Origin of the sequence: Bifidobacterium sp. N4G05 (genome assembly GCF_002742445.1) — a bacterium.
In the GTDB taxonomy this organism is placed as follows: domain Bacteria; phylum Actinomycetota; class Actinomycetes; order Actinomycetales; family Bifidobacteriaceae; genus Bifidobacterium; species Bifidobacterium hominis.
In genome coordinates this window covers 24,987-39,374 of sequence record NZ_NJNQ01000010.1, presented here as the reverse complement: position 1 = coordinate 39,374, position 14,388 = coordinate 24,987, and the positions used below count along the sequence as shown (strand labels likewise).

Annotated in this window: 13 protein-coding genes and 1 rRNA gene; 8 read left to right on the top strand and 6 right to left on the bottom strand. The window is 55.5% G+C overall.

The window, feature by feature from the left end; genetic code table 11:
• Positions 1–197: hypothetical protein (locus CE153_RS09055; RefSeq protein ID WP_236824522.1), on the bottom strand; the 197-nt coding region annotated here is incomplete at its 3' end.
• Between the two features lie 64 nt (positions 198–261).
• Here CE153_RS09055 and rrf point away from each other — a divergent pair.
• A 5S ribosomal RNA gene (gene rrf, locus CE153_RS08505) occupies positions 262–379 on the top strand.
• Positions 380–764: 385 nt separating this feature from the next.
• The gene (locus CE153_RS08500) at positions 765–1,016 is read left to right on the top strand and encodes a hypothetical protein (protein WP_003835954.1); all 252 of its coding nucleotides are present in this window, start codon (positions 765–767) and stop codon (positions 1,014–1,016) included.
• A 345-nt stretch (positions 1,017–1,361) separates the two neighbouring features.
• Here CE153_RS08500 and CE153_RS08495 read toward each other — a convergent pair whose 3' ends face one another.
• Together CE153_RS08495 and CE153_RS08490 are read right to left on the bottom strand one after the other, a co-directional pair.
• Entirely contained in the window at positions 1,362–2,141 is a 780-nt protein-coding gene (locus CE153_RS08495; protein ID WP_099595876.1) for a nitroreductase family protein, read from the bottom strand.
• Positions 2,142–2,217: 76 nt separating this feature from the next.
• Positions 2,218–2,598, bottom strand: coding sequence for a DUF4235 domain-containing protein (locus CE153_RS08490; RefSeq protein ID WP_099571567.1), 381 nt, complete (start codon positions 2,596–2,598; stop codon positions 2,218–2,220).
• Between the two features lie 129 nt (positions 2,599–2,727).
• Between CE153_RS08490 and CE153_RS08485 the strand changes: the two genes are divergently transcribed.
• From CE153_RS08485 to CE153_RS08470, 4 genes are all read left to right on the top strand, one after another.
• The gene (locus tag CE153_RS08485) at positions 2,728–3,432 is read left to right on the top strand and encodes a histidine phosphatase family protein (protein ID WP_099595875.1); all 705 of its coding nucleotides are present in this window, start codon (positions 2,728–2,730) and stop codon (positions 3,430–3,432) included.
• Between the two features lie 451 nt (positions 3,433–3,883).
• Positions 3,884–5,230, top strand: coding sequence for an ABC transporter substrate-binding protein (locus CE153_RS08480; RefSeq protein WP_180753467.1), 1,347 nt, complete (start codon positions 3,884–3,886; stop codon positions 5,228–5,230).
• 360 nt (positions 5,231–5,590) lie between these two features.
• Positions 5,591–7,351: a glycoside hydrolase family 13 protein gene (locus tag CE153_RS08475; protein ID WP_099595874.1), complete on the top strand. Its 1,761-nt coding sequence runs from the start codon at positions 5,591–5,593 to the stop codon at positions 7,349–7,351.
• Positions 7,352–7,423: 72 nt separating this feature from the next.
• Complete coding sequence (locus tag CE153_RS08470) at positions 7,424–8,800, top strand: ABC transporter substrate-binding protein (protein WP_099595873.1); 1,377 nt, start codon at positions 7,424–7,426, stop codon at positions 8,798–8,800.
• Positions 8,801–8,973: 173 nt separating this feature from the next.
• Here CE153_RS08470 and CE153_RS08465 read toward each other — a convergent pair whose 3' ends face one another.
• Together CE153_RS08465 and CE153_RS08460 are read right to left on the bottom strand one after the other, a co-directional pair.
• Positions 8,974–10,029 (bottom strand): LacI family DNA-binding transcriptional regulator, encoded by a 1,056-nt coding sequence (locus CE153_RS08465; protein WP_099595872.1) that lies wholly within the window; start codon positions 10,027–10,029, stop codon positions 8,974–8,976.
• A gap of 258 nt (positions 10,030–10,287) precedes the next feature.
• Positions 10,288–11,298: a LacI family DNA-binding transcriptional regulator gene (locus CE153_RS08460; RefSeq protein WP_033501762.1), complete on the bottom strand. Its 1,011-nt coding sequence runs from the start codon at positions 11,296–11,298 to the stop codon at positions 10,288–10,290.
• Between the two features lie 342 nt (positions 11,299–11,640).
• Between CE153_RS08460 and CE153_RS08455 the strand changes: the two genes are divergently transcribed.
• Complete coding sequence (locus CE153_RS08455; protein ID WP_080789705.1) at positions 11,641–12,495, top strand: carbohydrate ABC transporter permease; 855 nt, start codon at positions 11,641–11,643, stop codon at positions 12,493–12,495.
• Positions 12,492–13,334, top strand: coding sequence for a carbohydrate ABC transporter permease (locus CE153_RS08450; protein WP_099595871.1), 843 nt, complete (start codon positions 12,492–12,494; stop codon positions 13,332–13,334). Before CE153_RS08455 ends, CE153_RS08450 begins: the two co-directional genes overlap by 4 nt.
• 243 nt (positions 13,335–13,577) lie before the next feature.
• Here the strand turns inward: CE153_RS08450 and CE153_RS08445 are convergent, their stop codons facing one another.
• Positions 13,578–14,177: a YesL family protein gene (locus CE153_RS08445; RefSeq protein ID WP_099595870.1), complete on the bottom strand. Its 600-nt coding sequence runs from the start codon at positions 14,175–14,177 to the stop codon at positions 13,578–13,580.
• Positions 14,178–14,388: the final 211 nt, after the last annotated feature.

Below are 14,388 nucleotides of genomic sequence, written 5' to 3'. Positions count from 1 at the left end.
GAGGTGGAAGCCTTGCGAGGGGTGGAGCCGACCGGTACTAACGGGCGATCGCGGCACATCTTTCCGACCCTGTTGGGTTGGGTCTCGTCCTGTGGTGGTTTCTCGTTGGATGGCAAGGAATGCTGTTTCTTGTGGTCACGACGACGATACTGGTAAGGCGTTTGCTTGCGTCCGTTGTCCGGTTCCCGGACCGCCACGATCGGAATCGTGGTCGGTTCCGTTGCCGGCCGCCGGTTTCCCGGTTGGCCGTTGTGTTGGTTTTGCGGTGGTCATGGCCCAGGTGAGACGCCCGGTCCCTTTCCGAACCCGGAAGCTAAGGCCTGGCTGCGGCGATGGTACTGCACTCGAGAGGGTGTGGGAGAGTAGCGCGCCGCCGCATTGAATTTAGGAATATGAGGATCCCCGGTGGAGCTTGGCTCCCGGGGATCTTTTCGTATTTCCGGGCGGATGATCGCCATTCCAATTAACCGCCCGGCATGGCAGGACGGCGGCTTGGCAAAGCCGGACCAGAAAAGGGAAGGCCGGGAACGGCCGCGAATCCGTGCCATGGTCCATTGCACGAAATGATAGCACGGCAACGCAAGATGACGAGAACATCTCCATCAATCTTATTTTTTATCTGCTTGCGTTCCGGTCTTCGGGGTTACGGGCCTTCCCGGCGGGAGGATCGTTCTGGCCACTGAAAGTTCCAGTACGCCGACAGATCTCAGGAATGTTAAGGGACCTTCTTGCGCTTATCCGATGGTTGAATAGACTGAAGAACTATGCATTATTTCGTACCCAAACGCTGTGTCGAATCGAACAAAATCATGTATCACGACAAAGCAACAGCTCAGCAGGCCGCTGACCAAAGTTGGCGTGAACGCGGCACCGAACTTTGGGTATATCGGTGCGAATTCTGCGGAACCTGGCATCTCACGCATCGCGATCCACAATCCAGCTATACGTACGTTCCATTTAATCAGCAGATTAAACCGCATTCCCGCAAAAAAGGCTATAAACCACGTCGTAAGTAGCCGTACCGTCCCGATTCCTCCACTCGCTGGAGGAATCAGTCCTCTTGCACGTCTTTAAGCGTCTGAAAACCTCCACCCACTGGAAGAAAACCCCCGCCTACAAGCCTTGTAGCGTCTTAATCTTTCCACCGACTGGAGGTTTATGGACGTTTAGAGGTCTGTAGGCGGGGGTTTCTTCCACCGACTGGAGGAATCACCCCGCTCGCATGCTTCCTAGCGTCCCGATTTTTCCAGTGAGTGGGATTTTGGGACTCCCAGAGACTGTGAGCGGGGTGATTGTTCCACTGACTGGAAGTTTTGCTCGGGCGGAGCGCATGGGGGCAGTTCGTCGAAGCCGTAGTTTCGTTAGCGCTCGAGGCGGAAGCCTTGGTGCTTGGCGTTTGGAACTACGGCCTTGCTGGTCACACCGGAATCGACCGCATTCGACGCAATCTGATCGCTGAACGTATCAACCGGGCGCTCGGTATTGCGCAAATCGTAATACCGATGCACTTCCTCGTCGAAATCCTGCAAACCAGCAAGTAACGTCTCATTGTTCGACGGATACTCATTCTCAAAGAACTGCATGGAACGCGGCATACGCGGCTTGAGTGCAGGATCCTGATCGGGCTTGCCGATCGCCAGTCCCAGCACAGGGTACGTGTATTCCGGAAGATTCAGCAGATCAATCAAAGCCGGAACATCGTTAAGCAGCGAGCCGAGAATCACGCAACCAAGACCGAGCGAATAAGCGGCAGTCTCCATCGCATGAAGCGCCAAAACTGCGTCATTCTGCGCCTGAGTGTAACGATAGCTGCCATTCAACGTAAACTCGTCGGAAGCGGTCTCAACGCCCTTGGAAGCTGCGATGGCCGCATTGCGATGTTCGTCAAGCACAAACACGTACAGCAGTGGCGCGGTCGCAATATATGGTTGCCCGCCGATTTCAGCAAGACGCTTCTTTGCGGCCGGATCGGTAATGCGGATTGCCGACCGGTCGTTTAGGAATTGGCTGCTTGCGGCATGCTGAGCCACGGTTTCGAGTGTTTCGACGATATCGTCGCTCAGTGGCTTCGGCTTGAATTTACGGATTGAACGACGCTCCAGTAGAGTGTCAACGGTTGCATTATGCAGAATATTGCTCATGTTGCCTATTTTTATCCTATCCGCGTAATTGCGCAAGCAATTTCGCCCACAAGCGCACCTCTTTCCAATCGCAGTTTCAGTGGATTTCGCGTGCTTGTCGTGAGTGTCGGCGGTTGACCAGCGCTTGCGATCCGTGGTCGAAAAGCTGCGATACCAGTGCACCGAAACCAGCGGAAACTACGCCGAATACGAGATTCAGCGCCAGTTCCTTGCGTTTGTCGGTGGTGCCGTCCGGTAATACGGCTTTGCGGCCAACCGACTTGTGCCATGCCAGTTCGAACAGTTTGCCGAACACGAGTCCGGCCAGCGCGGGGGCGGCCGCCTTGAATATCTTGTCGCAAAGATCGTCGGGATCGTTGATTCGCTGTTCGCGCAAGGCGTTCACCTTCTCGTCGACGTTGTGCAGTGACGCTACGATGCGGTCTGCGTTGGATTCCAAGTCAGGCATTTCACTCATGGTTTCCAGTGTAGACCGTGCAGTCGGATTTCGGTTGGATTTCGCTGGATCGTGCGTGCGTTGCGAAGCGCTTAAGACACATGGTGAAAGATTGCTGGTGAAACGCTTTCCGTCGGTTAGAGTAGGAGTATGACAGATATTCAAGTTGGAAGCGAAGATGCTTCTTCAATCGTGCCCGGCCGCCTGGTGCTGTTGCGTCATGGCCAGACTGTGTGGAGCGAATCGGGCCAGCATACTGGCCGAACCAATATTCCGTTGACCGATACCGGTTGCGAGCAGGCCCGTGCGGCGGGCGAGCGTCTTCGTGAGGCGTTTCCCAAAGGGTTTGATCCGGACTGCATATTCGCAAGCCCTCTGCGCCGCGCCCAGCAGACCGCGCAACTGGCCGGTTATGGCGATTTCAAAGTGCTTGACGAGATTGCGGAATGGGATTACGGCCGTGCCGAAGGGCGTACACGTCAGGAGGTGAGCGAGGCCGGCGGCTTCCAATGGGATGTATGGCGTGACGGTCCGCGTTCCCTCCCCGAATCATTGGAGGGCGACTGGGTTGAGACGTTGCCAAGCGGCGAGCAGGTTCCGGTGCACAATGGCCCTGGCGAGACGGTTGAGGAGGCTGCCGCACGCACCTGCGATGCGATCGACGTGGTGATGCCGCTGCTCAATGCCGGTCATGACGTGCTGTTGGTGGCACACGCGCATGTGTTGCGCATTCTCACCTCGCAGTGGCTGGGCGTCGATCCGCATTTCGCGCGTTTGCTGCGTCTCGACACCGCACATTATTGCGTGCTGAGCCAATATAAGGGAGACAACGTTATCGAGCATTGGAATTGCTAGGCATGCTGCGCTGGACTGAACGTCGGTAACGGGAAGGTTTTCGCATTTCACCAACATTTGGACCGTTTTTTGGGCTGATATTTGGCTGCGTCGCCTGAAGACACCTGGCTTACGGCACCTGAAGCTGACTGTTGCGAACGTCGGTAGTTTGGCATCGTTTACAAACTGCCGACGTTTTTTGTTGCCGCAAGTTGTCAAGTTTGCGATCTACTGCGTTTTTTGCCGTGCAACATGGAGGGTGTGTCGCAAACGGTTTCATAAAGATAGTGTGATGAAAACCGTTGAAAATAAAGGATTTTGAGAAAAACTTGCGATTGTAGAATCGCCCTAAAAAAGGCTTTTTCTGCTTACGTTTGCAAAAATGGGGGAAATGCGGCACAATAGTGCATGTCAGGAATCGTGAGGAAGCGATTTCACAGGATGTTTTCCAGCGGGGTGCTGGGAAACAGGAATGGAAGAGAAAGGTTCGCTGATGAATCGTACTATCAAGGCAGCAGTTGGAATGGTCGCCATTGCGGCGATGTCCGTAGGCACGTTGGGCGCTTGCGGATCGAGCTCCAGCTCCAACGACGGCAAGGGCAAGGTCTATTACCTGAACTTCAAGCCGGAATCCAACGACGAATGGCAGAAGCTGGCCAAGGATTACACCAAGGAAACCGGTGTCGAGGTTAAGGTCCGGACCGCTGCTTCCGGCACCTACGAGCAGACCCTGAAGTCCGAGATCGCCAAGTCCGAAGCCCCGACCCTGTTCCAGGTCAACGGTCCGGTCGGCTATCAGAACTGGAAGTCCTACACTGATGACATGACGGACACTGAGCCGTACAAGCAGCTCATCAACAAGGACGTCGCCCTCAAGGATGGGGACAAGGTCGTTGGCGTTCCGTACGCTATGGAAACCTATGGCCTGATTTACAACAAGGATCTGCTGGCCAAGTACATCGCTACCGATGGCGCCAAGATCAAGGACGTCAAGGATATCGACAATTTCGATACCTTGAAGGCCGTGGCTGATGACATCCAGGCCAAGAAGGACCAGCTCGGCGTTAAGGGCGCATTCACTTCCGCCGGTTTCGATTCCAGCTCCGATTGGCGCTTCAAGACCCATCTGGCCAACCTGCCGCTGTACTATGAGTTCACCAAGGACAACGTCACCGAGCAGCCGGAGACCATCAAGGGCACCTACCTGCCGGAGTACAAGAACATCTTCGACCTGTACCTGAAGGATTCCACCACCGAACCGACCCAGCTGAGCTCCAAGACCGGTGATGACGCCACCTCCGAGTTCTCTCTCGGCGAGGCCGTGTTCTATCAGAACGGCACCTGGGCATGGACCGATCTGCAGAAGAACGGCATGAAGGCCGAGTCCGTCGGCATGCTCCCGATCTACATGGGCGTCAAGGGCGAGGAGAACCAGGGTCTGGCCACTGGCTCCGAGAACTACTGGTGCATCAACTCCAAGGCTTCCGACGCCGATAAGAAGGCCACTAAGGACTTCCTGAAGTGGGTCGTCACCAGCAAGACCGGCATCGAGGCCCTGTCCAGCGCCATGGGCTTCACCACTCCGTTCAAGTCCTTCAGCGATGTCAAGTCCGACAATCCGCTGGTGCAGGCCGCTGTTGAAGATCAGAACTCCGGCAAGACCGCAGTCTCCTGGAACTTCACCATGATGCCATCCGAAGAGTGGAAGAACAAGCTTGGTTCCGCCCTCCTTGAGTACGCTCAGGGCACCGGCGACTGGAATGCCGTCAAGACCGCATTCGTGGACGGTTGGAAGACTGAATACGACGCGGCTCACTGATCGCATCGAAAAACCAATCAAAATCGCGCATGACGAATCGGTCCGCGCATCGCGTAGCGCAGACCGCTGGAAATGCCATCAGCGCGCGATCAATCGAATAACTTCATAACTGAATAATTGAATAAACGACGAGCTGCAATCAGGAGTCTTCTTTCCTCTCCTGATTGCAGCTCCTTTTTTGTGCGCGGCGATGTATGGCTGTAGGACACGCCGTGTGTTGGAGGATTGCATTGCATTAATGAAAGCGCTATCATTTTAATTACGAACAGAGAAGAAATCAATATAGGATTGTTTTTATCTGTAGTTTGAAGAAATGTAACCGCTATCATTTTGCGACGATGCGAACGAAAGTGAAAAACAATGATGCAACAAGAAATTGATACTACCGATCCGGCGTTGTGGTGGAAGCAGGCCGTGGTGTACCAAGTGTATCCGCGTTCCTTCAAGGATTCCCGAGGTTCGGGCTTGGGCAGCATTGCAGGCGTCACCGAGAAGATTGACTACCTCGCCGAACTCGGTGTGGACGCCATCTGGCTGAGCCCGTTCTACCCGTCCCAGCTCGCTGACGGCGGCTACGACGTGGACGACTACCGCAATGTCGACCCGAAGCTCGGCACCATGGACGACTTCGACGAGCTCGCCAAGGCCGCCCACGAGCGAAACATCAAGGTCGTGGTCGACATTGTGCCGAACCACAGCTCCAACCTGCACGAATGGTTCAAGGCCGCCCTTGCCGCCGCCCCAGGCTCCCCGGAGCGCGACCGCTACATCTTCCGCGACGGCAAGGGGCCGAACGGCGACCAGCCGCCGACTGACTGGATCGCAAGCTTCGGTGGTCCTGCGTGGACGCGCGTGCCCGACGGCCAGTGGTACCTGCACATGTTCACCAAGGAGCAGCCCGACTGGAACTGGAAGAACCCCGAGGTGCGTGCCGACTTCATCAAGACGCTGCGTTTCTGGCTCGACCATGGTGCGGACGGCTTCCGCGTGGACGTGGCGCACGGCCTCGCCAAGGACCTCGACCGCGACAATCTTGAAAGCTACAAGGTCTGCGAGCATCTGCTTCCCTCGGATGGGTCACACCCGTTGTATGACCGTGATGAGGTGCACGACATCTACCGCGAGTGGCGCAAGGTGTTCAACGAGTACAATCCGCCGGCATTCGCTGTGGCCGAAGCGTGGGTCAATCCGGATCGCCAGCATCTGTACGCATCGACCGAAGAGCTCGGGCAGGTGTTCAACTTCGAGTTCGCCAAAAAGGATTGGATCCGCGATGACATGCATCTGGCCATCGAGGAAGGTTTGGAAAGCGCGGAACGTTCCGGTTCCTCGGCAACCTGGGTGATGAGCAACCACGACGTGCCCCGCCATGCCAGCCGTTATGGATTGCCGCAGGTTCCAGCCTTGTCGCACCATCAGTTGGCCAAGGATTGGCTGCTGCGCGACGGCACCACCTATGAGGAGAACCGCGAACTGGGCGCCAAGCGCGCTCGTGCCGCGATTCTTATGGAACTTGCCTTGCCTGGATCCACCTACATCTACCAGGGAGAAGAACTGGGATTGCCGGAAGTCGCGGATATTCCCTGGGATGAGCTGGAGGATCCCACCGCGTTCAACAGCGTGCGCGGGCAAATCGAAAAAGGCCGTGACGGCTGCCGTGTGCCGCTGCCTTGGGTTGCTGCCGATGCGCCGAAGCTCGATAATCCCGATGACGAATTCGGCCATGGTGGCTCCTTCGGTTTCTCTCCTGCGGGCGCCGAGCATGATCCGCACCTTCCACAGCCGAAGTGGTACAAGGATTTCGCCGTCGACGTGGAGGACGCCGACCCGAATTCCATGCTGAACCTGTATCGTAAGGCGCTGTCGTTGAGGCATAACCTGATGCCGCAGGACACCGTGCTGCAGTGGCTGGACGAGGACCGCCCCTCCGATATGCGTGACGGTGCGGATGGGCAGCGTGGTGGAGTCATTGCCTACCGTCGTTCCAATGGTTGGGCGAACATCACCAATTTCAGCGAACGTCCAGCCGAACTGCCGCAAGGCGAAGTCATCCTCGTATCGGGCGAACTCACTGCGGACGGGCGTTTGCCGCAGGACACCACCGCTTGGCTCCAGCTATAACGCGGCGACCAGAGGCGCTACCAATACCAGCACACATAGGAATAACAACAAATCCAACGAAGGAGATAAGCAATGAGGCAGGGAATCATCACCAAAACGTGCGCGGTCGCCGCGGCGTTGGCCATGGGTGTATCGTTGGCGGCTTGCGGCGGCGGCAGCAGCGCCGATTCCGACAAGGGCCATGTGTATTTCATGAACAACAAGTCGGAAGTTGTGGACCAATACAAGCAGCTCGCCGAAATGTATACCGAAAAAACCGGTGTGCAGGTGGACGTGCAGACCGGTGCGTCCGGCACATACGATGCGACCATGAGCTCGGAACTGGCCAAATCCAACGCGCCGACCATGTTCAACATCTCCGGTTTCGACCAGTTCGCAAAATATCAGAAGTATTGCGAGCCATTGCAGGACACCGAAGTGTACAAACTGCTCACCGATGACGGCAAGGCCTACTCCTACACCATTGATGGCGATTCGTTCACGCTGCCATACGCAGCTGAATGGTACGGCATCATCTACAACAAGAAGATCATCAACGATTACGCCAGCAAGAATTACGCGGTAATCAAGAGCGCCGACGACATCAAGGATTACAAGACGCTCAAGGCCGTGGCCGAGTCCATCAACGAGCACAAGGACGATCTCGGCGTTGACGGCGCGTTCGCGACGCCAGGTCTGGATGCCTCCGACACATACCGTTTCGCCGCGCATATGGGGCGCATCCCGCTGTACTACGAATACAAGGATATGAACACCACGTTCTCCAAGACCATCAAGGGCACCTACTTGGATAACTACAAGGATCTGTTCGATCTCGAGCTGGAGACCAGCCCGACCGATCCGAGCCTGGTCAGCTCGAAGACGTACGACGACGTCACTTCCGAATTCGCGCTTGGCCAGGTGGCGTTCTACCCGAACGGCGTCTGGGCTTACACGCAGATCAAGGGTAACGAGGTGGCGGATGACGATCTTGGCATGCTGCCGTATTACATGGGCATCAAGGGTGAGGAAGAGACCGGTCCTGCGGGCGTGTATGACGCCAGCTGGGCGGTGAACAAGAACGCTTCCGACAAAGACAAGCAGGCCACGCTCGATTTCATCAAGTGGATGGTCACCGATGACGAGGCCAAGAAGATCCTCTCTCAGGATATGGGCTTCTCCGTGCCGTTCACCACATTCGATGGCGATGAGTTCCAGCCGGATAATCCGCTGACCAAGATCGCCCGTTCCTACTCTGCCGACGGCAAGACCGAGGTACGCAGCTTCACCGTTCCGGATCAGCAGTGGCAGGACGACGTGGCTGCGGCGCTTATCGAATACGCGCAGGGCACTGGCGATTGGAGCAAGGTGAAGAGCGCCTACGTCGACGGTTGGTCCACCGAATGGAACAACAACGAGGAATCGCTGGGATCCATTCCTCAAGCGCAGAAATTCGATCAGCAGGGGTGAGATCGCACCGCTGATTGAAGCCCTACAAGGTTTGCGATGAAAAGAGCGGCCTGTGTGCATGATTTGGTTCATGCACACAGGCCGCTTTCGTGTTTTGGCGGCTTTACGTTTTTCCGCTGCCTCTCGATTTATTCAGCTGCCGTCGATTTATGACGCCGATTTATGACGCCGATTTATTCCGACGTCGCCGCCCCGCTGTCAATGCGGCTTGTAGTGTTGCGCAACACCAGCAAAGGATCCTGCAGTTCATGCGGATGTTCAAGAGGTTCGTTACGTAGGAGCTGCAGCACTTTTCTACCGGCTACGCGCCCTAGCTCGATTGGCTCCTGACGGATGGTGGAAAGGTCTGCGGCCTGCGCGATTTCGGCGTCGTCAAAGCCGAGCACCGAAATGTCTTCCGGCACATTCAGCTGCTGTTTGCGTAGTTCCTTGACCAGTGCGATGGCGACCTGGTCGGTTTCCACGCAGACGGCGGTGGGGCGTTCCGGAAGTGACAGCAGTTTCGCGGTCAGTTGTGAGGCGAGGTCGGATTTGCTCAGCGGTGCATCGTGCGCGTCGGCCGTGAGCAGGCTGAACATGATTCCATCGGTGGCGTTGGCCTGTGCGGCATCCGCGAACGCCTGGGTGCGTTGGCTGGTGTTGTAAATCATGTCGGCCGGAATGTAGTCGCTGCAGAACGCGATATTGGTATGCCCTAAGGAACGCAGCAGTCGTACGGCCATGGTCATCGCACTGTAGTTGTCGATGCTGATGGAGGCGTCGAAATAGCCTGATTCCGCAGGGACATTGACGCCTACCGTTGGCAGGTCGATGGCTTGGAGCTGCTCCCGCATGGCGGGCATGAGCTGGAATGAGGAGATGATGATGGCGTCCGAGTTGCGGCTTTTTGGCAGCTGGGAGAAGAACCGGTCCAGTTCGCTGCGGTCGGTGATGAAGGCCGGTGTGACGTCATAGCCGAACGGCGCGAGCTCCTCGTAGACTCCTTGGAGCACTCCGGAATTGAACCACTCGTTGAGTTTGCCCGAAACCAAGAGGATGACACGCATGGTTTTTCCGGATGCCAGGGCGGAAGCGCTTTTGGATAGCGTGAAATTGAGCTGATCCGCTGCCTGCCGAACTTTGTTGCGGGTTGCTTCTGTGACGTTGGTCGCGCCACGGAGTGCTCGGGAAACGGTGGCTTGCGACACTCCTGCCAATTGGGCCACGTTGGCGATGGTCGGTTTGGCCATGTGTCTCCTTCGATGAAAATGATTAACGCTTCCATGATACTAAAAGCCTTGATTTGCGACGAAAACACGCTGTAGATTGGTGAATTTGTACAACAGAAATGAAAGCGCTATCATTTACAATAGTCGAAAAACGAATATAAAGATTCGATTACAAGATAGCGTAAAGCAACGGTAGCCTGTAAGCGCTGTCACGAAGTGGTGAAGTTCAACATGGCAGCAAAAAACAGACGCTATGCGAACGGTGCTCGTTCGGAACGTTTAGCGATGCAGATGAGCCGTAGTGGAACGTACGATCAGCTGTGCCGGGAACGTTTTGAACGGCTGCTCCAGCGGGCGTCCCTCAATCAGGTCGAGCGTCATGCGGGCCGCTTCCTGCGCCATTTCGATGGGCTTCTGGCGCACGGTGGTCAGTCCGAGATCACGTGCGTAGATGCTATCGTCGTAACCGATGATGGAAACGTCGTTCGGCACGGTGAATCCGTTGCGTTCCAGCTGGAACAGCAGCGGCACGGCGATGCCGTCTTCCTGGCAGGCGATCGCGGTCGGCATGTGGTCGAGGCTGAGCAGCTGCGTCACGACTTTGCTGATGTTGTTCTTGCTCTCGTCGGTAACGAGCACGCGCGGCGTGACGCCGTTCTCTTTGCAGCGGGCCATGAACGATTCGAAACGCCCCTGTACGCTGAAGTGGAGCGTTACGTCGCGATTGGTGCGAATGTAGGCGATGTCGCGGTGGCCGAGAGCCATGAGATGGCGTGCGGCAAGCTCGGATCCCTGCTTGTCGTCGATGCGCACGGCCGCGCTGAAGCCGCGCTCTTCCGGCAGGCTCGAGTTGATGCCGATGATCGGCACATTGACGGACCTGAGCTGCTCGATCTCATTGGCGTCGATGTCGAAGGAAATGACGATCACCGCGTCGACATTGCGGCGCACCGGCAGCATGTCGAAGAATTCGCGGCGCTCCTCGGTGCTCGACATCTGGTAGATGGAGATGTCGTAGCCTTCATCATGGAATATCTCGTTGAGTCCTTCGATGATGGATGAGCTGAACCACAGGTTGAGCCTTCCGGAAACCAGTACTGCAATGCGTAGCGCGCGGCCGGTTTTCAACGCGGCTGCGGAGCGTGAGATGGAGAAGTTCAGCTCGTCGGCTGCTTTCATCACCTTGTCTCGGGTGGCTTTCGACACGAGGTCGGGGCGTGTGAACGAACGCGAAACCGTCGAGATGGACACGTGCGCAAGCTGCGCTACATCTTGAATACTGCTTTTCATTTTTTTTTCCCTTGTAACTGCGTACGTTCCAGCATACTGTATTGCAACACGTTTGCAATACATGCATTACAAACGTTTTCATCATAGCAGGAAAAGTGTAAAAGTGTTTGATATGACAACAATTTTAGAGGGTCACAAAATATGACAACGTTGGTAAAATCACGCCTTGAGACATGCGAAAATGACAACGTTTGACATCTTGTGTCATGCCGTTTATCATGACGAATGTAAGCACCGGAAAGGTGGAGAACAGAGCAGTGATCCGCTGATTCGGTTAAAAATGCAAGATTCCGCACCGCGTTGACGCGGTGCGGAATGGAGAAGGAAGAAAGCAGGCAGGCTATGATCAGCATGGCTGGCAAGGCGATACGCAAATGGTGGGCGCTGTTCGCGCTACCGACGTTTGCCGCATTCATTATTGGATTTGTCGTTCCATTCATCATGGGCGTCTATCTGAGCTTTTGCAAGTTCACTACGGTTACCGACGCCGAGTTTGTAGGGCTTAAGAACTACACCCGTGCACTGCAGGATAAGGAATTTCTGCATGCGCTGGGCTTCTCTACGTTGCTGACTATCGTTACCACGATTGTGATCAACGTGGTCGCGTTCTCCATCGCGTACATGCTTACCAAGGCGATCAAGGGATCGAACATTTTCCGTTCGGTGTTCTTCATGCCGAACCTGATTGGTGGCATCATTCTGGGCTACATTTGGATGCTGCTGCTCAACGGCATTCTCGCGCACTGGGCGCGCTCGCTGACCTATAGCGCAACGTACGGCTTCTGGGGTCTGGTCGTGCTGGTGTGCTGGCAGCAGATCGGCTACATGATGATCATCTACATCGCCGGCATGCAGTCGCTGCCGACCGACGTGCTCGAAGCGGCTTCCGTGGATGGCGCAAATGGCACGCAGACCATGTTCAAGATCATCATTCCGCTGATGATGCCATCAATCACCGTGTGCTCGTTCCTGTGCGTTACCAACGGCTTCAAGCTCTATGACCAGAACCTCGCATTGACGAACGGCGCTCCGTCGAACATGTCTGAAGGCCTGGCGATGAACATCACTCGCACCTTCTATGGCCGCGTCGGCTGGGAAGGCGTTGGACAGGCCAAGGCAGTGCTGTTCTTCGTGCTTGTCGCGATTGTTGCGCTGATTCAGAATAAGCTGACGACTTCCAAGGAGGTGGAAGCATGATTTCCGGAGAAAAGGTCAAGCACGGCGGATTGTGGACCGTACTGTTTTCCTTGGTATCGCTGGCATGGATTTTCCCGATCGTGCTGGTGGTCATTAACTCCTTCAAGCAGAAGGCGTACATTTCGCGTAACGCGTTCTCCATTCCGACCGGCAAGGCGTTCGTTGGATTGGAAAACTATACCCGTGGCATTGAAACCACGGATTTATTCGCCAGCTTCGGCTGGACCCTGCTGATCACGGTCGGTTCGGTGATTTTGATCCTGGTGTGCACCTCGATGTGCGCATGGTGGATCGTGCGTGTGAACAATTGGGCTGCGAAGCTGCTGTACACGTTGTTCCTGTTCAACATGATCGTGCCGTTCCAGATGGTGATGTTCACGCTTTCGAAGCTTGCCGACACGCTGAAGCTCAATACTCCGTGGGGCTTGTGCATTGTGTATTTGGGATTCGGCGCAGGCCTGGCCGTGTTCATCTTCACCGGTGTGATCAAGGGCATTCCGCAGTCGTTGGAAGAGTCCGCGATGATTGATGGCGCTTCCGTGCCCCGCATTTTCTTCCAGATTGTGGTGCCGATCATGAAGCCGTCGATCGTGTCTGTTGCGATTCTGCAGGCGATGTGGATTTGGAACGACTACCTGCTGCCGTACCTGACGCTCGACTTGGGCAAGTACAAGACCATTTCCGTGGCCATCCAGTACCTCAAGGGCGGTTACGGTTCCGTTGATATGGGTGCCATGATGGCCTGCCTGGTGATGGCCATCATCCCGATCATCGTCTTCTACCTCATCTGCCAGAAGCACATCGTCAAGGGTGTAATGGCTGGTGCAGTCAAGGGATGATCGAAGATCATCCCTTGTGGGACAGCGCAGTGCGCTGTCCCAAGGCTCCAGCCTGAGCGAGGCCGACAGGCCTCGCGAAGGTAGCATTGAGCCCGGCCGAAGGCCGGTCCTTAATTGCAGGTCCGAAGGCGGAGCCGTCAAGGATGATCCTTCGATCAGCCACGGAAAAACGCCGCTGCCTCGCAAAAAAGAGCCCGAACGAGAGAAATCTCGCTCGGACTCTTTCATATCCGAATCAGAAAACTACTTCATATATTTGCGGAACACGTGCTCGAAAATCGGCACGTGAATCATAATCATGGTGCCGTAGCCCAAAACGAGTAGCAGGAACAGGCCTTGCGGCATGTAAAACCAGCTGCCGACCAAAAGCGCGATGTAAATCGCGTCTATGGCGGCCATGCCGAGCGTGTGCCCGATATTGCTCACGCCGAATACGAAGGCGTTGCCGAGTGTGCGCCAGAACGAGTTTTCGAAGCGTGACTGCAATGCCCAGATCCATTCGAATCCGATGGCCCATACGATGCTCAACGCGAATTTCGGAATCAGCAGCGGCGTGATCTGCAGCACGATCCATGAGTACACGCTGATCGCCCCGGCAATGCCGAAAATCAGCCAATAGCCGGTTGCTTTTACGAAGTTTGACCGGAATGCGGCGAAATAATTGCGGGTGACGGTGCCTTCGCCTGCGAGCGAGCGTCGTGCCGCATCGTGACCGGCGGTCAAGGCCGCGCCGATGGTGATGATCGGAATGCTGGTGACCAACATGAGGATGTTGATCCAAATCGCGTCGACGGCGTCGCTGAGGCCGCGCATAAAGCCGGAGTCGGGTGATAGGAACTTCATGCGCACCAGTCTACTCGGCGGTGCGGCAATCGTTTTCATATATAAAACCGTTTACCGCATACTATTTCTTGTGAAAACTCTTGTTATTGTTGTCATTAAACAGAGGATTAAACAGGGCGTCGAACAGAGATAAAGAAAAGTCCCGTCAAATATTTCGTTTGACGGGACTTTTCTGGTGTTGTGTGAGGAAATTTTACTTTCGGGAAATCAT